The sequence below is a fragment of the Actinomycetospora termitidis genome, from assembly GCF_030286555.1.
Classification (GTDB): Bacteria; Actinomycetota; Actinomycetes; order Mycobacteriales; family Pseudonocardiaceae; genus Actinomycetospora; species Actinomycetospora termitidis.
Genome location: NZ_JASVWF010000001.1, coordinates 1141743 through 1161641, shown reverse-complemented (window position 1 = coordinate 1161641; position 19899 = coordinate 1141743). Strand labels below are relative to the sequence as shown.

The following is a 19899-nucleotide window of genomic DNA, read 5'->3' as shown; positions in this document are numbered from 1 at the left end:
CCGCCGCGGATCCCGCGCCCTCCGGGAGAGGACACACTCACCACGACGACAGCCTGACGACCACGGTCGTCCCGCCTCCCCCGCCCCGCGGGTGCGCGGCGGTTCGGGTGCCGACGACGCGCCGGACCGCACCGACCCCGGACGGGCCTGCGCGCGGACACGGCACGACACGCGCACCAGCCCTCCACTGTACGCGGGGCGTGTCGTGCACCTGGTCACGGGGTCCTTCCCCTCGATCAACCGTCAGCATTGACCGTTTCTGCCCGAGCGGACAGCATGACCCCGGAACCCCACGATCGAGGAGGAGCACGTGGACGTCGACGGTGTCGTCGCGCTGGTGACCGGAGGAGCGTCCGGACTGGGCCGGGCGACGGTGGAGAAGCTGCACGCCGAGGGCGCGTCGGTGGTGATCGTGGACCTGCCGTCCTCGGCGGGCGCCGACGTGGCGCAGGAGCTGGGCGAGCGGGCGGTGTTCTCCCCCGCCGACGTGACCGATCCCGAGCAGGTGTCGGCCGCGGTCGACGCCGCCACCGGCCTGGGTACGCTGCGCGTGGCGATCAACTGCGCGGGCATCGGCAGCGCGCACCGCACGGCGGGGCGCAAGGGACCGTTCCCGCTCGAGGACTTCACGCGGGTGCTGAACGTCAACCTGGTCGGCACCTTCAACGTCATCCGCCTCGCCGCGCAGGCGATGAGCGAGAACGACGCCTTGTCCGACCCGGACGTGGACACCGGCGACCGCGGAGTCATCGTCAACACCGCCTCGGTCGCCGCCTTCGACGGCCAGATCGGGCAGGCCGCCTACTCCGCGTCCAAGGGCGGCATCGTCGGGATGACGCTGCCGATCGCCCGCGACCTGGCCTCGCTCGGCATCCGGGTGTGCACGATCGCGCCCGGCCTGTTCCACACCCCGCTGTTCGCGACGCTGCCCCAGGAGCACATCGACTCCCTCGGCGCGCAGGTCCCGCACCCCTCGCGGCTCGGCGAGCCGAGCGAGTACGCGGCGCTCGCCGCGCACATCGTCGCCAACCCGATGCTCAACGGCGAGACGATCCGCCTCGACGGGGCGATCCGGATGGCCCCGAAGTAGGCCCCGGCGCGGTCCCGCCCCCGTCAGACGCGGGGGCGGACCGCCGCCCGCCCCAGGCCGCCGAGGGCGAGGGCGAGGCCCCAGGGTCCGGCCACCCAGATCCACCACGGGTACACGAGCGCGGCCGTCCCGACCGACACCGCCAGCCAGATCACCACGTTGACCACGCTGACCACCGCCCAGACCGCGACGGCGCCGCGGCCACCGCCGCAGGCGGCGGACGGCATCCCCGGCGGGACCCCGAACGGCACCCCGAACGGTTCCCGACGGCGGGGCGGCGCGGGCCGGGAGCCCGCGTCACCGGGCGGACCCGGCACCGCCGGCAGGTCCGCCAGCAACGGCGCGAGGTCGTCGCGCACCACGGCGCCGTGCGCCGTCCGGACCCGCTCGTCGTACTCCGCGAGCGTCAACCGCCCCTCACCGTGGGCCGCGGCCAGCCGCTCGGCGACCCGCTCCCGCTCGAGGTCCGACACCCGTACCGCACCCTGCTCCGTCATCACGCACTCCCCGGTCCGCGTCGATCCGGACCAGGTTAGCGGATAGCGGAGAGTTCAGCTATCCGATTCTGCGGACGGGTCGGACGCCGGGGCGGTGAGGACCCACGGGCCGTGGTCGGTGACGGCCACGGTGTGCTCCCAGTGCGCCGCCCGCCCGCCGTCGACGGTCACGACCGTCCACTCGTCGTCGAGCTCGTCGGTCTCCGGATCGCCCGCGGTCAGCATCGGCTCCACCGCGAGGACCATCCCCTCGCGCAGCCGCAGACCGGTGCCCGCCCGCCCGACGTTCGGCAGGAACGGCTCCATGTGCATCTCGGTCCCGATGCCGTGCCCGCCGTAGTCGGCGACGATCCCGAAGGAGCCGTCCGCGCGGTCGACGGCGCTCTCGACGGCGTGCGAGACGTCGCCGAGCCGGTTGCCGGGCCGCACCTCGGCGATCCCGGCCCACATCGACGCGCGGCAGGCCGCCGACAGCGCCGCGTCCTCCGGACGTGGGGTGCCGACGTGCAGGGTCACGGCGGCGTCGCCGTGCCAGCCGTCCAGGATCGCGCCGCAGTCGACCGAGAGCAGGTCACCGTCCGCGAGCAGCGTCGTCGCCGCCGGGATCCCGTGGACGACCTCGGCGTTGAGCGAGGCGCAGATGCTCCCCGGGAAGCCGTGGTAGCCCAGGAAGGAGGGCACCGCCCCGGCCTCGCGGATCGTGGTCTCCGCGATCTCGTCGAGGTCCTTCGTGCTCACCCCGACCGCCGCGGCCGCGGTGACCCGCTCGAGGGCGGCCGCGACGACCAGGCCGGCCGCCCGCATCGCCTCGACCTCGCCGCGCGTCTTCACCTGGATCTCCGAGCCCAGCCGGCCGCCGGAGAGGCGCCCGGCGACCCGGCCGAGCCCGGCGGTCACCTCGGCGAGGCGTCCACCGGCGCCCACCGCGGCTCAGTCCTCCGGCTCGTCGGCCAGCGCGTCCATGGCCCGGTCGGTGACCTCGTCCATGGTGCCCATGGCGTCGACCTTCACCAGGAGGTCGCTGTAGTACTCGATCAGCGGGGCGGTCTCGCGCCGGTACACCTGCTGGCGGTTGCGGATGACCTCCTCGGTGTCGTCCGAGCGCCCACGGGCGGTGAGCCGGGAGATCAGCTCCTCGTCGTCGACCTCGAAGAGCAGGACCGCGTCCAGGCGCTGGTCGAGGTCGGCGAGGACCTTGTTGAGCTCGTCGGCCTGCGAGGTGTTGCGGGGGAAGCCGTCGAGCAGGAAGCCCTGCGCCGCGTCCGGCTGCGCCAGCCGGTCCTTGACCATCCCGACGGTGACCTCGTCGGGCACCAGGTCGCCCGCGTCGACGTAGCGCTGGGCTTCCTTCCCGAGTTCGGTCTCGTTGCGCATGTTCTCGCGGAAGAGGTCGCCGGTGGAGATGTGCGGAGCGTCCAGCCGCTCCGACAGCCGCGCCGCCTGCGTGCCCTTGCCGGCCCCCGGCGGTCCCACCAGAACGATCCTCATGTCCACTCCTCTCCTGCGGCGACCCTCGTCGGCCACCCGCCCATCCTGCCCGGACGCCACCGCCCGCGCCCCCCGTCGACGGGGCGGGAGCGCCCCCCTCGTCCTCCGGGGTCCGCTCCGTGTCGTGATCCGACGACGGTCAGCGCAGGAAGCCCTCGTAGTTGCGCTGCATCAGCTGGCTCTCGATCTGCTTCACGGTGTCCAGGCCCACGCCGACCATGATCAGGACCGCCGTCCCGCCGAACGGGAAGTTCTGGTTCTGCCCCTGACCGGTGATGCCCAGGAAGAAGTTCGGGAGGACAGCGATGATGCCGAGGTAGATCGATCCCGGCAACGTGATCCGCGACAGGACGTACTGCAGGTACTCCGCGGTGGGCCGCCCGGGACGGATGCCGGGGATGAACCCGCCGAACTTCTTCATCTCGTCCGCGCGTTCCTCGGGGTTGAACGTGATCGCGACGTAGAAGTACGTGAAGAAGATGATCAGCGCGAAGTACAGCAGGATGTGGACCGGGTTCGACTGGTTCGCGAGGTAGTTCTGCACGAACACCGCGAAGCCCGAGGTCGAGTTGCCGACGAGCCGCGAGAGCAGGTCGGGCAGATAGAGCAGCGACGACCCGAAGATCACCGGGATGACGCCGGCCTGGTTCACCTTGAGCGGCAGGTAGGTCGACGTGCCGCCGTACATCCGCCGCCCGACCATGCGCTTGGCGTACTGCACGGGGATGCGCCGCTGGCCCTGCTCGACGAAGACGACGCTCGCGATGATCGCGAGCCCGAAGACGCAGACCACGGTGAACACCAGCGCGCCGGAGCTCGACAGGATCTGCTGCCCCTCGGCGGGGATGCGGGCCGCGATCGAGCAGAAGATCAGCAGCGACATGCCGTTGCCGACGCCGCGCTCGGTGACCAGCTCGCCGAACCACATGATGACCGCGGTCCCGGCCGTCATGACGAGCACGATGACCGCGAGGTCGAAGATGCCGGCGTCCGGCAGGATCGGGTACTGCGTCGGGTCGCAGTTGGCGAACAGCTGCCCCCGGTCGGCCAGCGCCACGATCCCGGTGGACTGCAGGATCGCCAGGGCGATCGTCAGGTACCGGGTGTACTGCGTGAGGGTGCCCTGACCGGACTGCCCCTCCTTCTTCAGCTGCTCGAACCGCGGGATGACCACGGTGAGCAGCTGGACGATGATGCTCGCCGTGATGTACGGCATGATGCCGAGCGCGAAGATCGACAACTGGAGCAGCGCGCCGCCGGAGAACAGGTTGATCAGCGAGTAGACGCTCGCCGCGTCGCCGCCCTCGACCTGCCGCAGACAGGCCTGCACGTTCGTGTACGAGACGCCGGGGGCGGGCAGGGTGGCACCCAGCCGGTACACCGCGACGATGCCGAGCGTGAACAGGATCTTCTTGCGCAGGTCCGGCGTCGCCAGCGCGGACCGCACGGGGCCGAGCACTCGGACCTCCAGCTGGTCGTCGATTCCTGGCCGAATTCCTGCCCCGCCGTGCGGCGCACCGACCCGGGAACGGCCGACGCCCCGTCGGACACGGGGCGGTCCGTGTGTGACGCGGAACGGCCTGCAGGCGAGAGTAACAGCAGGCCTGTGCGCCCCCGGTGCCGCCGGGGAGGGCCCCCGGACGCGGACGGGCCCGGAGGAGCCGTGAGGCTCCTCCGGGCCCGTGGCGCGGAGTGCGGGGGTCAGACGACCGTGGTCGTCCCACCCGCCGCGCTGATCTTCTCGGAGGCCGAGCCGGAGAACGCGTGCGCGCTCACCTGCAGCGTCACCGAGCCCAGCTCGCCCTCGCCGAGCACCTTGACCGGGTGCCCCGCGCGGACGGCACCGGCGGCCACGAGCTCGGCCGGGCCGACCTCGCCGCCGTCCGGGAAGAGCCGGGCGAGGTCGCCGATGTTGACGACCTGCGCGACGACCTTGTTGCGGTTGCGGAAGCCCTTGAGCTTCGGCAGGCGCATCTGCAGCGGCATCTGGCCGCCCTCGAAGCGCGCGGGCACGTTCTTGCGGGCGCCCGTGCCCTTCGTGCCGCGGCCGGCGGTCTTGCCCTTGGACGCCTCACCGCGACCGACGCGGGTCTTCTCCGTCTTCGACCCGGGGGCCGGACGGAGGTGGTGGAGCTTCAGCGGTTCGGTCATCTCAGACCTCCTCGACGGTGACGAGGTGCCGCACGGTGTGGACGAGCCCGCGGTTCTGCGGGGTGTCCGGCCGCGTGACCGTGGCGCCGATCCGGCGCAGGCCCAGCGTCCGCAGGGTCTCGCGCTGGTTGCGCTTGCCCCCGATCTGGGACCTGATCTGCGTGACCTTGAGGTCGGCCATGGGTCAGACCCCCTGACCGGCGCGCTGGCGCAGCATCCGCGCCGGCGCGACCTCGTCGAGCGGCAGACCCCGGCGGGCCGCGACGGCCTCGGGGACCTGCAGCGCCTTCAGGGCGGCCACCGTGGCGTGCACGATGTTGATGGCGTTCTGGCTGCCCAGGGACTTGGACAGGATGTCCTGGATCCCCGCGCACTCCAGGACCGCGCGCACCGGGCCACCGGCGATGACACCGGTACCGGGGCTCGCGGGGCGCAGGAGGACGACGCCGGCGGCGTCCTCACCCTGCACGGGGTGCGTGATGGTGCCGCCGATCCGCGGGACGCGGAAGAAGTTCTTCTTCGCCTCCTCCACGCCCTTGGCGATCGCGGCCGGCACCTCCTTGGCCTTGCCGTAGCCCACCCCGACCTCGCCGTCGCCGTTGCCGACGATGACGAGCGCGGTGAAGCTGAAGCGGCGGCCGCCCTTGACGACCTTGGCCACGCGGTTGATGGCGACGACGCGCTCGAGGTGCGGCGTCCTGTCCTGGGCGCCGCCGCGGCCGCCGCCCTGGCGGTCGCGCCCGCCCTGGCCGCCGCCCTCGCGGCGCTGAGTGCCCGGCATCAGGCGTCCTTCCCTTGCGTGTACGTGATCGAGGGGGCCATCAGAAGGTCAGGCCCCCCTCGCGGGCCGCATCGGCGAGCTGCGCGATGCGGCCGTGGTACCGGCGACCGCCGCGGTCGAACACGACCGCCTCGATGCCGGCGCTCTTCGAACGGGAGGCGACGAGCTCGCCGACCTTGGCGGCCTGCGCCTTCTTGTCGCCCTCCAGGCCCCGCACGTCGGCCTCCATGCTGGAGGCGTGCGCGAGGGTGTGGCCGGCGAGGTCGTCGACCACCTGCGCGGTGATGTGCCGCGAGGAACGGGTCACGACCAGGCGCGGACGGGTCGGCGTGCCCTCCACCTTCTTGCGGAGGCGGCTGTGCCGACGGATCCGGCCCGTGCGCCGGGTCTCGGAGACGTTCTTCCCGACCTGGGTGCGCTTCTTCTCGGTCGTCTCAGCCATCACTTACCCGTCTTCCCGACCTTGCGGCGGATCTGCTCGCCGGCGTACCGCACGCCCTTGCCCTTGTAGGGGTCGGGCTTGCGCAGGCGGCGGATGTTGGCGGCGATCTGCCCGACGGCCTGCTTGTCGATGCCCTGCACCGAGAAGCGGGTCGGGTTCTCCACCGCGAACGTGATGCCCTCGGGCGCCTCGATCCGCACGGGGTGGCTGTAGCCGAGGGCGAACTCGAGGGTGGAGCCCTTGAGCTGCACGCGGTAGCCGACGCCGTGGATCTCGAGCTTCCGCTCGAAGCCCTGCGTGACCCCGAGGACGAGGTTGTTCAGCAGCGAGCGGGAGAGCCCGTGCAACGACCGGTTCTCGCGCTCGTCGTTCGGCCGGGTGACCGAGAGGACACCGTCCTCCAGGCCGACCTCGATCGGACGGTCGACGGTGTGTGTGAGGGTGCCCTTGGGCCCCTTCACGGTGACGTTCTGGCCCTCGACGGTGACGTCCACGCCGGACGGCACGGTGATCGGGGCCTTGCCGATGCGTGACATGGTTCGGTTCCCCTCTCCGCTACCAGACGAAGGCGAGGACTTCCCCGCCCATCCGTCGCTGGTAGGCCTGCCGGTCGGTCAGCAGACCCGAGGACGTCGAGATGATCGCGACGCCGAGACCGCCGAGCACCCGGGGGAGCTCGGTGGACTTCGCGTAGACCCGCAGGCCCGGCTTCGAGATGCGCTTGATGCCGGCGATGCTGCGCTCGCGGTTCGGTCCGTACTTCAGGTCCACGACCAGGCTCTTGCCCACGGTCGCGTCCTCGCTGCGGTACCCGGCGATGTAGCCCTGCTCGAGCAGGACCTGCGCCACGTGGGCCTTCAGCTTGCTGTGCGGCATGGTCACGTTCTCGTGGAACGCCGAGTTGGCGTTCCGAATACGCGTGAGCATGTCCGCGATGGGGTCGGTCATCGTCATCGCGACCAGGTCACCTTCCTCGCCGTGGTACCCCGGGTCGTCCGGCGTGCGGACGACCCCGTGGCGGGCCTGCGGCGTCCGGGGCGGGTCAAGTTGTTCGAACGGGGGTGCGCGTGGCCCTCCGGGAGCAGGTGCTCCCGGTGCGCCACGCGCTGGATGAGCTCGAGCAGCTGCGGGTCGATCGGGCGGCCCGGCAGCTCCTCCTCGGTCACGGTCTCGGCCGTGTCGGGCGTGCTCACCACGAGGACTTGCTGACGCCCGGGAGCTCGCCCCGGTGCGCCATCTCGCGCAGGCAGACGCGGCAGAGCCCGAACTTGCGGAGCACCGCACGCGCGCGCCCGCAGCGGTTGCAGCGGGTGTAGCCGCGGACCTTGAACTTCGGGGTCGCGGCGGCCTTGTTGACCAGTGCCTTCTTCGCCATGCTCAGTTCTCCCTGAACGGGAAGCCGAGGGCGCGCAGCAGGGCCCGGCCTTCCTCGTCGGTGGTCGCGGAGGTGACCACGGTGATGTCCATCCCCCGCGGCCGGTCGATCGAGTCCTGGTCGATCTCGTGGAACATCGTCTGGTCCGCGAGACCGAAGGTGTAGTTGCCCGACCCGTCGAACTGCTTCGGCGAGAGGCCGCGGAAGTCGCGGATGCGCGGGAGGCTGATCGAGACCAGGCGGTCCAGGAACTCCCACATCCGGGCACCGCGCAGCGTCGTGCGCGCCCCGATCGGCATGCCCTCGCGCAGCTTGAACTGCGCGATCGACTTGCGCGCCCGGCGGATCTCCGGCTTCTGGCCGGCGATCAGCGTGAGGTCGCGGACCGCGCCCTCCATGAGCTTGGAGTCGCGCGCGGCCTCGCCGACGCCCATGTTCACGACGACCTTGACGACACCGGGGACCAGCATCGGGTTGGCGTAGTGGAACTGGTCCGTGAGCTCCTGACGGATCGCGTCCCGGTACCGCTGCTGCAGACGGGGACGAGTCTCGGTGCTCGTCATCAGATGTCCTTCCCGTTGCGCCGCGAGACGCGCACGCGCTTCTGCTCGCCCTCGCCGCCGTCGCGGTAGCCGACGCGGGTCGGCTTGCCGTCGGAGTCGACGACCATCACGTTCGAGACGTGGATGGCCGCCTCCTGCGTGACGATCCCGCCGGACTGCGCGCCCCGCTGGTTCGCGGACTGGGCGGTGTGCTTCTTGACGCGGCCGACGCCCTCGACGAGGACCTTGTCGCGGTCGGGGTAGGCCTGGATGACCTTGCCCTTCGCGCCCTTGTCCTTGCCGGCGATGACGAGGACCGTGTCGCCCTTCTTGACCTTCATCTGGCTACAGCACCTCCGGTGCGAGCGAGATGATCCGCATGAACCGCTTGTCGCGGAGCTCCCGGCCGACCGGGCCGAAGATGCGGGTCCCGCGCGGCTCGCGGTCGTTCTTGATGATCACCGCGGCGTTCTCGTCGAACTTGATGTACGAGCCGTCCGGGCGGCGCTTCTCCTTGACGGTGCGCACCACGACGGCCTTGACGACGTCCCCGCGCTTCACGCCGGACGCCGGGATGGCCTCCTTGACGGTGGCCACGATGACGTCGCCGATGCCCGCGTAACGGCGGGACGAGCCACCGAGCACACGGATGCACAGGATCTCCCTGGCACCCGTGTTGTCGGCGACCCGGAGTCGCGACTCCTGCTGGATCACTGCTTCTCTCCTGACCTTCCCGACGCCGGGCGTCGGATGGTTTCGATGTGGCCCCGAAGGGGTGCTACTTGGCCTTCTCGAGGATCTCGACGAGCCGCCACCGCTTGGTGGCCGAGAGCGGGCGCGTCTCCATGAGGAGCACGCGGTCGCCCGGGCCGGCGGTGTTGTTCTCGTCGTGCGCCTTGACCTTCTTGGTCCGGCGGATGACCTTCGAGTAGCGCGGGTGCTTCACCCGGTCCTCGAGGCTCACGACGATCGTCTTGGACATCTTGTCCGAGACGACCAGGCCCTCGCGGGTCTTGCGCAGGCCGCGGTCGTCGTTCCGCTCGCCCGGCTTCTGCTCGGCAGGGGCGTCGGCCTTGACCTCGCTGCGCACCTGCTCGCTGTCAGCGGCGCTGGTCATGCCGCCCCTTCCTCGTCAGGAGCCGCGGACAGACCGAGCTCACGCTCGCGCATCACCGTGTAGATGCGCGCGATGTCGTGGCGGACGGTCCGCAGCCGGCGGTTGTTGTCGAGCTGCCCGGTCGCCATCTGGAACCGGAGGTTGAACAGCTCGGCCTTCGCCTCACGGGCACGCGCGACGAGGTCCTCGGAGGAGAGCTCGCGCAGCTCGCTGGCGGGGGTTCCCGCTGCCATCAGAACGCCTCCTCACGGGTGACGATGCGGCAGCGCATCGGCAGCTTGTGCTGCGCGCGACGCAGTGCCTCACGGGCGGTGGCCTCGTTGGGGTAGCTCATCTCGAACATGACCCGGCCCGGCTTCACGTTCGCGACCCACTTCTCCGGCGAGCCCTTGCCGGAGCCCATGCGGGTCTCGGCGGGCTTCTTGGTGAGCGGGCGGTCCGGGAAGATGTTGATCCAGACCTTGCCGCCACGACGGATGTGGCGGGTGATCGCGATACGGGCCGACTCGATCTGGCGGTTCGTGACGTAGCCGTGCTCGAGCGCCTGGATCCCGTAGTCGCCGAACGACATCTGCGTGCCGCCCTTGGCGGCACCCGAGCGGTCGGGACGGTGCTGCTTGCGGAACTTGACGCGGCGAGGCATCAGCATGGCTCAGGCCTCCGATCCGGTCGACGCCGGCGCGCTCGAGGCGCCGGCGGCCTGCTCGGCGGCGGCGCGCCCGGCCTCGGTGCCCGAGCCGGTCGTGCCGGAGGCGCCGGAACGACGGCCACGGGGACGGTCGTTGCCGCCGCCCCGGCCGCGCCTCGGCTCCCGGGTCGCGGCGTCGAGCGCGGCCTGGCGCTCGGACTCCCGCTTCCCACCGACGACGTCGCCCTTGTAGATCCAGACCTTCACGCCGATGCGGCCGAAGTTGGTCCGGGCCTCGAACAGGCCGTAGTCGATCTCCGCGCGCAGCGTGTGCAGCGGCACGCGCCCCTCGCGGTAGAACTCCGAGCGCGACATCTCGGCCCCGCCGAGACGGCCGGAGCACTGCACCCGGATGCCCTTGACGCCCGGCGAGCGCATGGCCGACTGCATGGCCTTGCGCATCGCACGGCGGAAGGACACGCGGTTGGACAGCTGCTCGGCCACGCCCTGCGCGACGAGCTGTGCGTCCGCCTCCGCGCCCTTGACCTCGAGGATGTTCAGCTGGACCTGCTTGCCGGTCAGCTTCTCGAGGTTGCCGCGCAGCCGGTCGGCCTCCGCGCCGCGGCGGCCGATGACGATGCCCGGGCGGGCGGTGTGGATGTCGACGCGCACCCGGTCGCGGGTGCGCTCGATCTCGACCTTGGAGATGCCGGCCCGCTCCATGCCCTTGGAGAGCATGCGGCGGATCTTGACGTCCTCGGCCACGTAGTCGGCGTACTGCTTGTCGGCGTACCACCGGGACTTCCAGTCCGTGGTGATGCCCAGACGGAACCCGTGCGGGTTGATCTTCTGACCCATCAGCGGGTCCTTCCCTTCGAGCGCCGGCGACCGCCCCGGTCCGCGTTGGTCACGGAGGTGACCTCGACGGTGATGTGGCTGGTCCGCTTGCGGATGCGGTACGCACGCCCCTGCGCACGGGGCTGGAACCGCTTCATGGTCGGACCCTCGTCCACCGTGATCGTCGAGATCACGAGGGTGGAGGGGTCCAGGTCGAAGTTGTTCTCGGCGTTCGCCACCGCGCTCGCGACGAGCTTGGCCACCGGCGTCGCGGCGGCCTGCTCGGCGAACCGCAGCACCGACGCGGCCTCGCCGACGGGCATGCCCCGGACCAGGTCCACGACGCGGCGGACCTTCATCGGCGACATGCGCACGAAGCGCGCCCGAGCCACGGCGCCACGGGGCGCCTGGCCGGTGTCGGCTGGTGCAGACATCGTTCGTCTACCTTCCTGGTTTCGCGGGTCGTGACCGACGGTGCGCGCCTAGCGGCGACGCGACCGACGGTCCTCCTTGACGTGCCCGCGGAACGTGCGGGTCGGGGCGAACTCGCCGAGCTTGTGCCCGACCATGGCCTCCGAGACGAAGACCGGGACGTGCTTGCGCCCGTCGTGCACGGCCAGCGTGTGGCCGAGCATGTCGGGGATGATCGTCGAACGGCGCGACCAGGTCTTGATGACCGACTTGCGGTTCGAGTCGTTCAGCGCGTCGACCTTCTTGAGCAGGTGGTCGTCGACGAACGGCCCCTTCTTGACACTGCGTGGCATCGCTGTCTCCCTCCTGCTCTATCGCTTCTTGTTCTTGCCGGTACGCCGGCGGCGCACGATCATGCGGTCGCTCTCCTTGCGGCCGCGGGTGCGGCCCTCCGGGGTGCCGGCCGGGTTCACCGGGTGGCGGCCACCGGACGTCTTGCCCTCACCACCACCGTGCGGGTGGTCGACCGGGTTCATCGCGACACCGCGGACCGTCGGGCGCTTGCCGCGCCAGCGGTTGCGGCCCGCCTTGCCCCAGTTGATGTTCGAGTGCTCGGCGTTGCCGACCTCGCCGATCGTCGCGCGGCAGCGGACGTCGACGTTGCGGATCTCGCCGGACGGCATCCGGAGCTGGGCGTGCGGCCCGTCCTTCGCCACCAGCTGCACCCGGGCGCCGGCCGACCGCGCGATCTTGGCGCCGCCACCGGGGCGGAGCTCGATCGCGTGGATCACGGTGCCGGTGGGGATGTTGCGCAGCGGCAGGTTGTTGCCCGGCTTGATGTCGGCGCGGGCGCCGCTCTCCACCGCGTCGCCCTGGTGCAGCCGCTCCGGCGCGACGATGTAGCGCTTCTCGCCGTCGGCGTAGTGCAGCAGGGCGATGCGCGCGCTGCGGTTCGGGTCGTACTCGATGTGCGCGACCTTGGCCGGCACGCCGTCCTTGTCGTTCCGGCGGAAGTCGATCAGCCGGTAGGCACGCTTGTGGCCACCGCCCTGGTGCCGGGTCGTGATCCGGCCCGTGGCGTTGCGGCCGCCCTTGTTGTGCAGCGGGCGGATCAGCGACTTCTCCGGGTGGTCACGCGTGATCTCGGCGAAGTCCGAGACGCTCGCGCCACGCCGCCCGGCGGTCGTCGGCTTGTACCTGCGGATTCCCATTGGTCTACTAGCTCCCTCAGGCCCCGGGCCCGCCGAAGACGTCGATCGTCCGGCTCTCCGGCGTCACGGTGACCACGGCGCGCTTGGTGTCCTTGCGCTTGCCGACGCCGCGGCGGGAACGCTTGCGCTTCCCCTCGCGGTTGAGCGTGTTCACGCTCGCCACCGTCACGTCGAAGATCTGCTGCACGGCGATCTTGATCTGGGTCTTGTTCGCGTCCGGGCGCACCAGGAACGTGTACTGGCGCTCCTCGAGAAGGCCGTAGCTCTTCTCCGAGATCACCGGCGCGAGGATGACGTCGCGCGGGTCCGCGATCACTGGTCGACCTCCTCGGCACCCGCGGTGCGGGTGCTGACGAACGCGTCGAGCGCCGCCGACGTGAAGACCACGTCGTCCGCGCGGAGCACGTCGTAGGTGTTCAGCTGGTCCGGCGTCAGCAGGTGCACCGCCGGCAGGTTCGCGACGCTGCGGCGTGCGGCCTCGTCCTCGCGGGACACGACCGCCAGCACCTTCCGGTGCTCGCGGTCCGGGGTGATGACGCCCTCGAGCGCCGCGCGGGCGCCCTTGGTCGACGGCGTCGAGCCGTCCACGAGCGCGGAGAAGACGTGGATCCGCTCGTGGCGGGCCCGGTCGGACAGCGCGCCACGGAGGGCCGCCGCCTTCATCTTCTTCGGCGTCCGCTGCGAGTAGTCCCGCGGCGTCGGGCCGTGGACCGTGCCACCGCCGGTGAACTGCGGGGCGCGGGTCGAACCCTGGCGCGCGCGGCCGGTGCCCTTCTGGCGGTACGGCTTCTTGCCGCCGCCGCGGACCTCGCCGCGCGTCTTGGTGTCGTGCGTGCCCTGGCGGGCGGCCGCGAGCTGCGCGGTGACCACCTGGTGCATGAGCGCGGTGTTGGCCGGCGCGTCGAAGAGCGCGGCCGGGAGCTCGACGGTGCCGTCGGTGCCGCCGGTGGGCGTGTGCACCGTGACCGTGCGGGTCCGTCCGGTGGCCGCGGTGGTCTGCGCGTCGTGACGCGCGGTGCGGCGGGCCTCGCCGGCGGAGAACCCGCGGCGACGGGCGACCCGCAGGGTCGCGGTCGCGGCCGCCGTCGACGAGGACGTGCCCGCGTCGACGGTCTCCGCCGCGTCGGGGCCCTCGGTGTCGGTCACGCCGGGGGTGTGGCCATCGGGCGTGCTCACTGCTGGTCACCGCCCTTCTTGGCAGCAGAGGTGACGAGGACGAGGCCGCCGCGCGGGCCGGGGACGGCGCCGCGGATCAGCAGCAGACCGGCATCGGCGTCCACGCCGTGCACGGTCAGGTTCTGCGTCGTGGTGCGGACGTTGCCCATGCGGCCGGCCATGCGCGTGCCCTTGAAGACGCGGGCGGGGGTGGCGCAGCCACCGATCGAGCCCGGCGAGCGGTGCTTGCGCTGCGTGCCGTGGCTCGCGCCGAGGCCGCCGAAGCCGTGGCGCTTCATGACGCCGGCGGTGCCCTTGCCCTTGCTGTTCGCCGAGACGTCGACGACCGCGCCGGCGGCGAACGCCTCGGCGGTGACCTCCTGGCCGACTTCGTAGGTCGAGGCGTCCGAGGTGCGGAGCTCGACGAGGTGGCGGCGCGGGGTGACGCCGGCCTTGGCGAAGTGGCCGGTCTCCGGCTTGTTCACCTTGCGCGGGTCGATGGCGCCGAAGGCGATCTGGACCGCGTTGTAGCCGTCGGTCGAGGGGGTCCGCACCTGCGTGACGACACAGGGGCCCGCCTTGACCACGGTGACGGGGACGACGCGGTTCGCCTCGTCGAACACCTGGGTCATGCCGACCTTGGTGCCGAGGACGCCGCGCATCTGCCTCTCGTGGCTGCGGAGAGGGTCTGCAGACATGCCGGACCTCACTGGATGTTGACGTCGACGCTCGCCGGCAGGTCGATGCGCATGAGCGCGTCCACCGTCTTGGGCGTCGGGTCGACGATGTCGATCAGTCGCTTGTGGGTGCGCATCTCGAAGTGCTCGCGCGAGTCCTTGTACTTGTGCGGCGAGCGGATGACGCAGTAGACGTTCTTCTCCGTCGGCAGCGGCACCGGGCCGACGACCGAGGCACCGGTGCGCGTCACGGTCTCGACGATCTTGCGAGCCGACGCATCGATGGCCTCGTGGTCGTAGGCCTTGAGCCTGATGCGGATCTTCTGTCCCGCCATGTGGCTTGCCGTTCCTCTTCTCGTCCTCGACGGATGCCGCCCCGCGCCGATCCTTCTGGCCCGCGCAGCGACCGGTGGACCTCTCCGGTCCACGCGGTCGGGCGTGTCGACCCCGTCGGCTGGCGCGCCCCGGACGCTCGTCGATCCGTGGCTTCAGGCCCTCGCTGTGCGCTGCAGACCCTCGCTGTTCATGGTGTGTCCGTCCCGCGTCCCCTCGGGGAGGGTGGGCGGCACGGTGGTCCGCCCCGCGGGGAGGACCGGCCCTGCACGGGTCCGCGGACGGACCCCGCTCACGCCGGGGCGGTCGGCTCGATACCGACTGAGCCGACCGCCCGGGCAAGCAACCTGACCAGTGTCGCACGCGCCCGAGGGCGCGCGGACACCGGGGGTGGGGTACTACTTCAGGATCTTCGTGACCTGGCCGGCGCCCACGGTCCGACCACCCTCGCGGATGGCGAACTGGAGGCCCTCCTCCATGGCGATGGGCTGGATCAGCTGGACGGACATCTCGGTGTTGTCACCGGGCATGACCATCTCGGTGCCCTCCGGCAGCGTCACGACGCCGGTGACGTCGGTCGTCCGGAAGTAGAACTGCGGGCGGTAGTTGTTGAAGAACGGCGTGTGCCGCCCGCCCTCGTCCTTGCCCAGGATGTAGACCTGGCCCTCGAACTCGGTGTGCGGGGTGATCGAGCCCGGCTTGCAGATGACCATGCCGCGCTCGACGTCCTCGCGCTTGATCCCGCGCACGAGCAGGCCGACGTTGTCGCCGGCGCGCCCCTCGTCGAGCAGCTTGCGGAACATCTCGATGCCGGTGGCGGTGGTCTTGGTCGACTTCGCGCGGATGCCGACGATCTCCACCTCCTCGTTCACCTTGACGATGCCGCGCTCGACGCGGCCGGTGACGACGGTGCCGCGACCGGTGATCGTGAAGACGTCCTCGACGGGCATGAGGAACGGCTTCTCGGTGTCGCGCTCCGGCGAGGGGATGGCCTCGTCGACGGCGTCCATCAGGCTGACGATCGCGTCGGCCCACTCGGCGTCGCCCTCGAGGGCCTTGAGCGCCGAGACCCGGACGACCGGAAGGTCGTCGCCGGGGAAGTCCTGCGAGGACAGCAGCTCGCGGACCTCCATCTCGACGAGCTCCATGATCTCCTCGTCGTCGACCATGTCGGCCTTGTTCAGCGCGACGACGATGTAGGGGACGCCGACCTGACGGGCGAGCAGGACGTGCTCGCGCGTCTGCGGCATCGGGCCGTCGGTGGCGGCCACGACCAGGATGGCGCCGTCCATCTGGGCGGCACCGGTGATCATGTTCTTCACGTAGTCGGCGTGCCCGGGGCAGTCGACGTGCGCGTAGTGCCGGTTCTCGGTCTGGTACTCGACGTGCGCGATCGAGATCGTGATGCCGCGCTGGCGCTCTTCCGGCGCCTTGTCGATCATGTCGAACGCGGACGCCTGGTTGAGGTCCGGGTACTTGTCGTGCAGGACCTTGGTGATGGCCGCGGTCAGCGTCGTCTTGCCGTGGTCGATGTGACCGATGGTGCCGATGTTGACGTGCGGCTTGGTCCGCTCGAACTTGGCCTTCGCCACTGCTCTCGTCCTCCTGGACTTTCTGGGTCAGTCGTCGCCGTGGATCGGCGGTCGTACGTCGGTCGTGCGGTCCTCTGGGTGGGCTGACGCCGGGTGGAGGACCCGAGGTGACCTCACGAGGCTAACGGGGACGGATCCCCCGCCTCACCGCGGCCCGTCCTCCGGGGTCCGGAGTCGGGGCCGCGGCGGTGCTCACTCGCCGGTCACCTTGGCGATGATCTCCTTGGCGACGCTCGCCGGGACCTCGCCGTAGGAGTCGAACTGCATGGAGTAGTTCGCCCGACCCTGGGTCTTCGACCGCAGGTCGCCGACGTAGCCGAACATCTCCGAGAGCGGCACGACCGCCTTGACGATCCGGTTGCCGCTGCGCTCCTCCATGGCCTGGATCTGGCCACGGCGGGAGTTCAGGTCGCCGATGACGTCGCCCATGTAGTCCTCGGGCGTCGACACCTCGACGGCCATCAGAGGCTCGAGGATGGCGGGGTCCGCCTTGCGGGCCGCCTCCTTGAGCGCCATCGAGCCGGCCACCTTGAACGCCATCTCCGACGAGTCGACCTCGTGGTACTGACCGTCGAGCAGCGTCAGGCGCAGGCCCGTCATCGGGTAGCCGGCCAGGATGCCGTACTGCATGGCGTCCTGGGCGCCGGCGTCGACCGACGGGATGTACTCGCGCGGCACGCGACCACCGGTGACCTTGTTGACGAACTCGTAGAGCGCGCCGTCCTCGGTCTTCTCCATCGGCTCGAGCGCGATGATGACGCGCGCGAACTGCCCGGAGCCGCCGGTCTGCTTCTTGTGCGTGTACTCGAACTTCTCCACCGGCCGGCGGATGGTCTCCTTGTAGGCGACCTGCGGCTTGCCGATGTTGGCCTCGACCTTGAAGTCCGACTTCATCCGGTTGACCAGCACCTCGAGGTGGAGCTCGCCCATCCCCTTGATGATGGTCTGGCCGGTCTCCTCGTCGCGAGCGACCTGGAAGGTCGGGTCCTCGTCGGAGAGCCGCTGGATGGCGGTGGAGAGCTTCTCCTGGTCGGCCTTCGACTTCGGCTCGATCGCGACCTCGATGACCGGCGTCGGGAACACCATCGACTCGAGGATGACCGGGTTCTGCGGGTCGCAGAGGGTGTCACCCGTCGTGGTGTCCTTCAGCCCGACGACCGCGTAGATGTGGCCCGCCATGGCCTCGTCGACCGGGTTCTCCTTGTTGGAGTGCATCTGGAAGACCTTCCCGATGCGCTCCTTCCGGTCCTTGGTCGAGTTGATCATCTGCGCGCCCGAGGCGATCTTGCCCGAGTAGACGCGGATGTAGGTGAGCTTCCCGTAGAACGGGTGGCTCATGATCTTGAAGGCCAGCGCGGCGAAGGGCTCCTCGGTGCTGGCGCGACGGACCACGGGGGTCTCGCCGTCGAGCAGCGTCCCCTCGACCGGCTTCACGTCGACCGGGGCGGGCAGGTAGGCGATGACCGCGTCGAGCATGGGCTGGACGCCCTTGTTCTTGTACGCGGTCCCGCACAGCACCGGGTTGTACTCGCTGGTGACCGTCACGGCTCGGATGCCGTGCTCGATCTCCTCGACCGAGATCTCCTCGCCGGCGAAGTAGCGCTCCATGAGCGCCTCGTCGTTCTCGGCGATGGCCTCCATGAGCGCCTCGCGGTACTCGGCGGCCTGTTCGGCGTACTCCGCCGGGATCTCCTCGATCGCGTAGTCCTCGCCCTTCTGCACCTCACCGCGCCAGGTCAGCGCACGCATGCGGACCAGGTCGATGACGCCGTAGAACTCGGACTCGACACCCATCGGCAGCTGCAGGACCAGCGGCTTCGCGTGCAGCCGGTCCTTGATCGTCTGCACCGTGAAGTAGAAGTCGGCGCCCAGCTTGTCCATCTTGTTGACGAAACAGATGCGCGGGACGTCGTAGGTGTCGGCCTGCCGCCAGACCGTCTCCGACTGCGGCTCGACACCCTCCTTGGCGTCGAACACGGCCACCGCACCGTCGAGGACGCGCAGGTTGCGCTCGACCTCGATGGTGAAGTCGACGTGCCCGGGGGTGTCGATGATGTTGAGCTGGTGGTCCTTCCAGAAGGTCGTCGTCGCGGCGGACGTGATCGTGATGCCGCGCTTCTGCTCCTCCTCCATCCAGTCCATCGTGGCCGCGCCGTCGTGGACCTCACCGATCTTGTAGTTGATGCCGGTGTAGTACAGGATGCGCTCGGTCGTGGTGGTCTTGCCCGCGTCGATGTGGGCCATGATCCCGAAGTTGCGGACCTTGCCCAGGTCGGTCAGCACGTCGCGTGCCACGGAATTTCCTCTTCCCGTCGGGTCGTCGCCGCGGGTCCCGCGGCGGGATGGTTCGCGACGGCGGGTGCCCCCGGCGGTTCGCACCGGGGGCACACCGCGTCACCAGCGGTAGTGCGCGAAGGCCTTGTTCGACTCGGCCATCTTGTGGGTGTCCTCGCGGCGCTTGACCGCGGCGCCGAGGCCGTTCGAGGCGTCGAGGAGCTCGTTGGTGAGCCGCTCGACCATGGTCTTCTCACGGCGCGCCCGCGCGTAGGTGATCAGCCAGCGCAGCCCGAGCGTGGTCGAGCGACCGGCGCGCACCTCGATCGGCACCTGGTAGGTCGCGCCACCGACTCGGCGGCTGCGGACCTCGAGGGCCGGCTTCACGTTGTCCAGCGCACGCTTCAGCGTGACGACCGGGTCGGCGCCGTTGCGCTCGCGGCAGCCCTCGAGGGCGCCGTAGACGATGCGCTCGGCCAACGACCGCTTGCCGTCGACGAGCACCTTGTTCACCAGCTGCGTCACCAGCGGGGCCCCGTAGACGGGGTCGGCGACCAGCGGACGCTTCGGAGCGGGTCCCTTGCGCGGCATGTCAGCCCTTGTCCTTCTTCGTCCCGTAGCGGCTGCGGGCCTGCTTGCGGTTCTTGACCGCCTGCGTGTCCAGCGCGCCGCGGATGATCTTGTAACGAACGCCCGGCAGGTCCTTCACACGACCGCCACGCACGAGCACGATCGAGTGCTCCTGCAGGTTGTGGCCCTCGCCCGGGATGTACGCGGTGACCTCGATCTGGTTCGAGAGGCGCACGCGCGCGACCTTGCGGAGCGCGGAGTTCGGCTTCTTCGGGGTGGTCGTGTAGACGCGGGTGCAGACACCGCGCCGCTGGGGGCTGCCCTTGAGGGCCGCGGTCTTGGTCTTCTCGACCTTGTCCTCGCGGCCCCGGCGGACCAACTGCTGAATGGTGGGCATTCGTTCCTCTGGCTCGTGTCCTGCTTCGTCGTCGTCGGTGTCGTGGCCCCGTCGCGGGGCCGGGCGTGTCGGCGAGAGCCGTCGGCAGCCCTCACACCCGACACCGCCGACGCGTCCGGTCGACTCCGCGCGCCCGTCGGGCGGGCGCAGCGCGACGACCCGATCACGTCGGGCACCGGATACGACGATACCCGGCGTTGACGCCCGGGTTCGCAGGTGGGTCCGGATCCGCGCCCCCGACAGACTCGGAGACGTCCTCGACGGACCACTCGTGCCCTCGAAGGCCGACCAGGACCTCCATATCGACGACGACAGCCACCGCGTCGTCGAA

31 protein-coding genes are annotated in these 19899 nt (G+C 70.6%); 1 reads left to right on the top strand and 30 read right to left on the bottom strand.

Annotated features, from left to right (window positions below; all coding sequences use genetic code 11):
• Nucleotides 1-310 precede the first annotated feature (310 nt).
• Nucleotides 311-1090, top strand: coding sequence for a 3-hydroxyacyl-CoA dehydrogenase (locus QRT03_RS05805; protein ID WP_286051549.1), 780 nt, complete (start codon nt 311-313; stop codon nt 1088-1090).
• A gap of 23 nt (nt 1091-1113) precedes the next feature.
• Here QRT03_RS05805 and QRT03_RS05800 read toward each other — a convergent pair whose 3' ends face one another.
• The 30 genes from QRT03_RS05800 to rpsL all read right to left on the bottom strand — a co-directional run bounded on the left by QRT03_RS05800 (nt 1114) and on the right by rpsL (nt 19568).
• A complete protein-coding gene (locus QRT03_RS05800) occupies nt 1114-1587 on the bottom strand; it encodes a DUF1707 SHOCT-like domain-containing protein (RefSeq protein WP_286051548.1) in 474 nt (157 codons plus the stop codon).
• Between the two features lie 54 nt (nt 1588-1641).
• Nucleotides 1642-2484: a type I methionyl aminopeptidase gene (map, locus tag QRT03_RS05795; RefSeq protein WP_286052071.1), complete on the bottom strand. Its 843-nt coding sequence runs from the start codon at nt 2482-2484 to the stop codon at nt 1642-1644.
• Between the two features lie 33 nt (nt 2485-2517).
• Complete coding sequence (locus QRT03_RS05790; protein WP_286051546.1) at nt 2518-3075, bottom strand: adenylate kinase; 558 nt, start codon at nt 3073-3075, stop codon at nt 2518-2520.
• Between the two features lie 139 nt (nt 3076-3214).
• Nucleotides 3215-4534, bottom strand: a complete 1320-nt coding sequence (gene secY / locus QRT03_RS05785; RefSeq protein ID WP_286051545.1) for a preprotein translocase subunit SecY — start codon at nt 4532-4534, stop codon at nt 3215-3217.
• A 242-nt stretch (nt 4535-4776) separates the two neighbouring features.
• The gene (rplO, locus tag QRT03_RS05780) at nt 4777-5226 is read right to left on the bottom strand and encodes a 50S ribosomal protein L15 (protein ID WP_286051544.1); all 450 of its coding nucleotides are present in this window, start codon (nt 5224-5226) and stop codon (nt 4777-4779) included.
• 1 nt (nt 5227) lies between these two features.
• Nucleotides 5228-5407, bottom strand: coding sequence for a 50S ribosomal protein L30 (gene rpmD / locus QRT03_RS05775; RefSeq protein WP_286051543.1), 180 nt, complete (start codon nt 5405-5407; stop codon nt 5228-5230).
• Between the two features lie 3 nt (nt 5408-5410).
• Nucleotides 5411-6007, bottom strand: a complete 597-nt coding sequence (gene rpsE, locus QRT03_RS05770) for a 30S ribosomal protein S5 (protein ID WP_286051542.1) — start codon at nt 6005-6007, stop codon at nt 5411-5413.
• A gap of 40 nt (nt 6008-6047) precedes the next feature.
• Nucleotides 6048-6449: a 50S ribosomal protein L18 gene (gene rplR / locus QRT03_RS05765; protein ID WP_286051541.1), complete on the bottom strand. Its 402-nt coding sequence runs from the start codon at nt 6447-6449 to the stop codon at nt 6048-6050.
• Nucleotides 6449-6985 (bottom strand): 50S ribosomal protein L6, encoded by a 537-nt coding sequence (gene rplF / locus QRT03_RS05760; RefSeq protein ID WP_286051540.1) that lies wholly within the window; start codon nt 6983-6985, stop codon nt 6449-6451. The genes rplR and rplF overlap by 1 nt, the downstream gene beginning before the upstream one ends.
• 19 nt (nt 6986-7004) lie before the next feature.
• Complete coding sequence (gene rpsH, locus QRT03_RS05755; RefSeq protein WP_286051539.1) at nt 7005-7403, bottom strand: 30S ribosomal protein S8; 399 nt, start codon at nt 7401-7403, stop codon at nt 7005-7007.
• The gene (locus QRT03_RS05750; protein ID WP_286051538.1) at nt 7400-7642 is read right to left on the bottom strand and encodes a hypothetical protein; all 243 of its coding nucleotides are present in this window, start codon (nt 7640-7642) and stop codon (nt 7400-7402) included. Before QRT03_RS05750 ends, rpsH begins: the two co-directional genes overlap by 4 nt.
• On the bottom strand, nt 7639-7824 hold the full coding sequence (locus tag QRT03_RS05745) for a type Z 30S ribosomal protein S14 (protein WP_018330919.1): 186 nt from the start codon (nt 7822-7824) through the stop codon (nt 7639-7641). Before QRT03_RS05745 ends, QRT03_RS05750 begins: the two co-directional genes overlap by 4 nt.
• A gap of 2 nt (nt 7825-7826) precedes the next feature.
• Nucleotides 7827-8387 (bottom strand): 50S ribosomal protein L5, encoded by a 561-nt coding sequence (gene rplE / locus QRT03_RS05740; protein ID WP_286051537.1) that lies wholly within the window; start codon nt 8385-8387, stop codon nt 7827-7829.
• A complete protein-coding gene (gene rplX / locus QRT03_RS05735; RefSeq protein WP_018330917.1) occupies nt 8387-8707 on the bottom strand; it encodes a 50S ribosomal protein L24 in 321 nt (106 codons plus the stop codon). Before rplX ends, rplE begins: the two co-directional genes overlap by 1 nt.
• A 4-nt stretch (nt 8708-8711) precedes the next feature.
• Nucleotides 8712-9080, bottom strand: a complete 369-nt coding sequence (gene rplN, locus QRT03_RS05730; protein WP_018330916.1) for a 50S ribosomal protein L14 — start codon at nt 9078-9080, stop codon at nt 8712-8714.
• A gap of 64 nt (nt 9081-9144) precedes the next feature.
• Nucleotides 9145-9483, bottom strand: a complete 339-nt coding sequence (gene rpsQ / locus QRT03_RS05725; RefSeq protein ID WP_286051536.1) for a 30S ribosomal protein S17 — start codon at nt 9481-9483, stop codon at nt 9145-9147.
• Nucleotides 9480-9716: a 50S ribosomal protein L29 gene (rpmC, locus tag QRT03_RS05720; protein ID WP_018330914.1), complete on the bottom strand. Its 237-nt coding sequence runs from the start codon at nt 9714-9716 to the stop codon at nt 9480-9482. The genes rpsQ and rpmC overlap by 4 nt, the downstream gene beginning before the upstream one ends.
• Nucleotides 9716-10132 (bottom strand): 50S ribosomal protein L16, encoded by a 417-nt coding sequence (gene rplP / locus QRT03_RS05715; protein WP_018330913.1) that lies wholly within the window; start codon nt 10130-10132, stop codon nt 9716-9718. Before rplP ends, rpmC begins: the two co-directional genes overlap by 1 nt.
• 3 nt (nt 10133-10135) lie before the next feature.
• Nucleotides 10136-10969 (bottom strand): 30S ribosomal protein S3, encoded by an 834-nt coding sequence (gene rpsC, locus QRT03_RS05710; protein ID WP_286051534.1) that lies wholly within the window; start codon nt 10967-10969, stop codon nt 10136-10138.
• Complete coding sequence (gene rplV, locus QRT03_RS05705) at nt 10969-11382, bottom strand: 50S ribosomal protein L22 (RefSeq protein ID WP_286051533.1); 414 nt, start codon at nt 11380-11382, stop codon at nt 10969-10971. The genes rpsC and rplV overlap by 1 nt, the downstream gene beginning before the upstream one ends.
• A gap of 48 nt (nt 11383-11430) precedes the next feature.
• On the bottom strand, nt 11431-11712 hold the full coding sequence (gene rpsS / locus QRT03_RS05700; RefSeq protein WP_286051532.1) for a 30S ribosomal protein S19: 282 nt from the start codon (nt 11710-11712) through the stop codon (nt 11431-11433).
• A gap of 18 nt (nt 11713-11730) precedes the next feature.
• On the bottom strand, nt 11731-12570 hold the full coding sequence (rplB, locus tag QRT03_RS05695; protein ID WP_286051531.1) for a 50S ribosomal protein L2: 840 nt from the start codon (nt 12568-12570) through the stop codon (nt 11731-11733).
• 16 nt (nt 12571-12586) lie between these two features.
• On the bottom strand, nt 12587-12886 hold the full coding sequence (rplW, locus tag QRT03_RS05690; RefSeq protein ID WP_286051530.1) for a 50S ribosomal protein L23: 300 nt from the start codon (nt 12884-12886) through the stop codon (nt 12587-12589).
• Nucleotides 12883-13530, bottom strand: a complete 648-nt coding sequence (gene rplD / locus QRT03_RS05685) for a 50S ribosomal protein L4 (RefSeq protein WP_286052070.1) — start codon at nt 13528-13530, stop codon at nt 12883-12885. The genes rplW and rplD overlap by 4 nt, the downstream gene beginning before the upstream one ends.
• Nucleotides 13531-13742: 212 nt before the next feature.
• Entirely contained in the window at nt 13743-14423 is a 681-nt protein-coding gene (rplC, locus tag QRT03_RS05680; protein WP_286051529.1) for a 50S ribosomal protein L3, read from the bottom strand.
• A gap of 8 nt (nt 14424-14431) precedes the next feature.
• Nucleotides 14432-14737, bottom strand: a complete 306-nt coding sequence (rpsJ, locus tag QRT03_RS05675) for a 30S ribosomal protein S10 (RefSeq protein WP_018177839.1) — start codon at nt 14735-14737, stop codon at nt 14432-14434.
• Nucleotides 14738-15133: 396 nt separating this feature from the next.
• Complete coding sequence (gene tuf / locus QRT03_RS05670) at nt 15134-16327, bottom strand: elongation factor Tu (RefSeq protein ID WP_286051528.1); 1194 nt, start codon at nt 16325-16327, stop codon at nt 15134-15136.
• 192 nt (nt 16328-16519) lie between these two features.
• The gene (fusA, locus tag QRT03_RS05665; RefSeq protein ID WP_286051527.1) at nt 16520-18622 is read right to left on the bottom strand and encodes an elongation factor G; all 2103 of its coding nucleotides are present in this window, start codon (nt 18620-18622) and stop codon (nt 16520-16522) included.
• Between the two features lie 99 nt (nt 18623-18721).
• A complete protein-coding gene (rpsG, locus tag QRT03_RS05660; protein ID WP_286051526.1) occupies nt 18722-19192 on the bottom strand; it encodes a 30S ribosomal protein S7 in 471 nt (156 codons plus the stop codon).
• A 1-nt stretch (nt 19193) separates the two neighbouring features.
• The gene (gene rpsL, locus QRT03_RS05655; RefSeq protein WP_018330902.1) at nt 19194-19568 is read right to left on the bottom strand and encodes a 30S ribosomal protein S12; all 375 of its coding nucleotides are present in this window, start codon (nt 19566-19568) and stop codon (nt 19194-19196) included.
• Nucleotides 19569-19899: the final 331 nt, after the last annotated feature.

What these genes read in the sequence shown, in the direction of transcription:
- QRT03_RS05800 (WP_286051548.1), bottom strand. Translation starts at nt 1,587, where the DNA reads ATGACGGAGCAGGGTGCGGTACGGGTGTCGGACCTCGAGCGGGAGCGG.
- QRT03_RS05790 (WP_286051546.1), bottom strand. Translation starts at nt 3,075, where the DNA reads ATGAGGATCGTTCTGGTGGGACCGCCGGGGGCCGGCAAGGGCACGCAG.
- rplO (WP_286051544.1), bottom strand. Translation starts at nt 5,226, where the DNA reads ATGACCGAACCGCTGAAGCTCCACCACCTCCGTCCGGCCCCCGGGTCG.
- rpmD (WP_286051543.1), bottom strand. Translation starts at nt 5,407, where the DNA reads ATGGCCGACCTCAAGGTCACGCAGATCAGGTCCCAGATCGGGGGCAAG.
- rpsE (WP_286051542.1), bottom strand. Translation starts at nt 6,007, where the DNA reads ATGCCGGGCACTCAGCGCCGCGAGGGCGGCGGCCAGGGCGGGCGCGAC.
- rplR (WP_286051541.1), bottom strand. Translation starts at nt 6,449, where the DNA reads ATGGCTGAGACGACCGAGAAGAAGCGCACCCAGGTCGGGAAGAACGTC.
- rplF (WP_286051540.1), bottom strand. Translation starts at nt 6,985, where the DNA reads ATGTCACGCATCGGCAAGGCCCCGATCACCGTGCCGTCCGGCGTGGAC.
- rpsH (WP_286051539.1), bottom strand. Translation starts at nt 7,403, where the DNA reads ATGACGATGACCGACCCCATCGCGGACATGCTCACGCGTATTCGGAAC.
- QRT03_RS05745 (WP_018330919.1), bottom strand. Translation starts at nt 7,824, where the DNA reads ATGGCGAAGAAGGCACTGGTCAACAAGGCCGCCGCGACCCCGAAGTTC.
- rplE (WP_286051537.1), bottom strand. Translation starts at nt 8,387, where the DNA reads ATGACGAGCACCGAGACTCGTCCCCGTCTGCAGCAGCGGTACCGGGAC.
- rplX (WP_018330917.1), bottom strand. Translation starts at nt 8,707, where the DNA reads ATGAAGGTCAAGAAGGGCGACACGGTCCTCGTCATCGCCGGCAAGGAC.
- rpsQ (WP_286051536.1), bottom strand. Translation starts at nt 9,483, where the DNA reads ATGACCAGCGCCGCTGACAGCGAGCAGGTGCGCAGCGAGGTCAAGGCC.
- rpmC (WP_018330914.1), bottom strand. Translation starts at nt 9,716, where the DNA reads ATGGCAGCGGGAACCCCCGCCAGCGAGCTGCGCGAGCTCTCCTCCGAG.
- rplP (WP_018330913.1), bottom strand. Translation starts at nt 10,132, where the DNA reads ATGCTGATGCCTCGCCGCGTCAAGTTCCGCAAGCAGCACCGTCCCGAC.
- rpsC (WP_286051534.1), bottom strand. Translation starts at nt 10,969, where the DNA reads ATGGGTCAGAAGATCAACCCGCACGGGTTCCGTCTGGGCATCACCACG.
- rplV (WP_286051533.1), bottom strand. Translation starts at nt 11,382, where the DNA reads ATGTCTGCACCAGCCGACACCGGCCAGGCGCCCCGTGGCGCCGTGGCT.
- rpsS (WP_286051532.1), bottom strand. Translation starts at nt 11,712, where the DNA reads ATGCCACGCAGTGTCAAGAAGGGGCCGTTCGTCGACGACCACCTGCTC.
- rplB (WP_286051531.1), bottom strand. Translation starts at nt 12,570, where the DNA reads ATGGGAATCCGCAGGTACAAGCCGACGACCGCCGGGCGGCGTGGCGCG.
- rplC (WP_286051529.1), bottom strand. Translation starts at nt 14,423, where the DNA reads ATGTCTGCAGACCCTCTCCGCAGCCACGAGAGGCAGATGCGCGGCGTC.
- rpsJ (WP_018177839.1), bottom strand. Translation starts at nt 14,737, where the DNA reads ATGGCGGGACAGAAGATCCGCATCAGGCTCAAGGCCTACGACCACGAG.
- rpsG (WP_286051526.1), bottom strand. Translation starts at nt 19,192, where the DNA reads ATGCCGCGCAAGGGACCCGCTCCGAAGCGTCCGCTGGTCGCCGACCCC.
- rpsL (WP_018330902.1), bottom strand. Translation starts at nt 19,568, where the DNA reads ATGCCCACCATTCAGCAGTTGGTCCGCCGGGGCCGCGAGGACAAGGTC.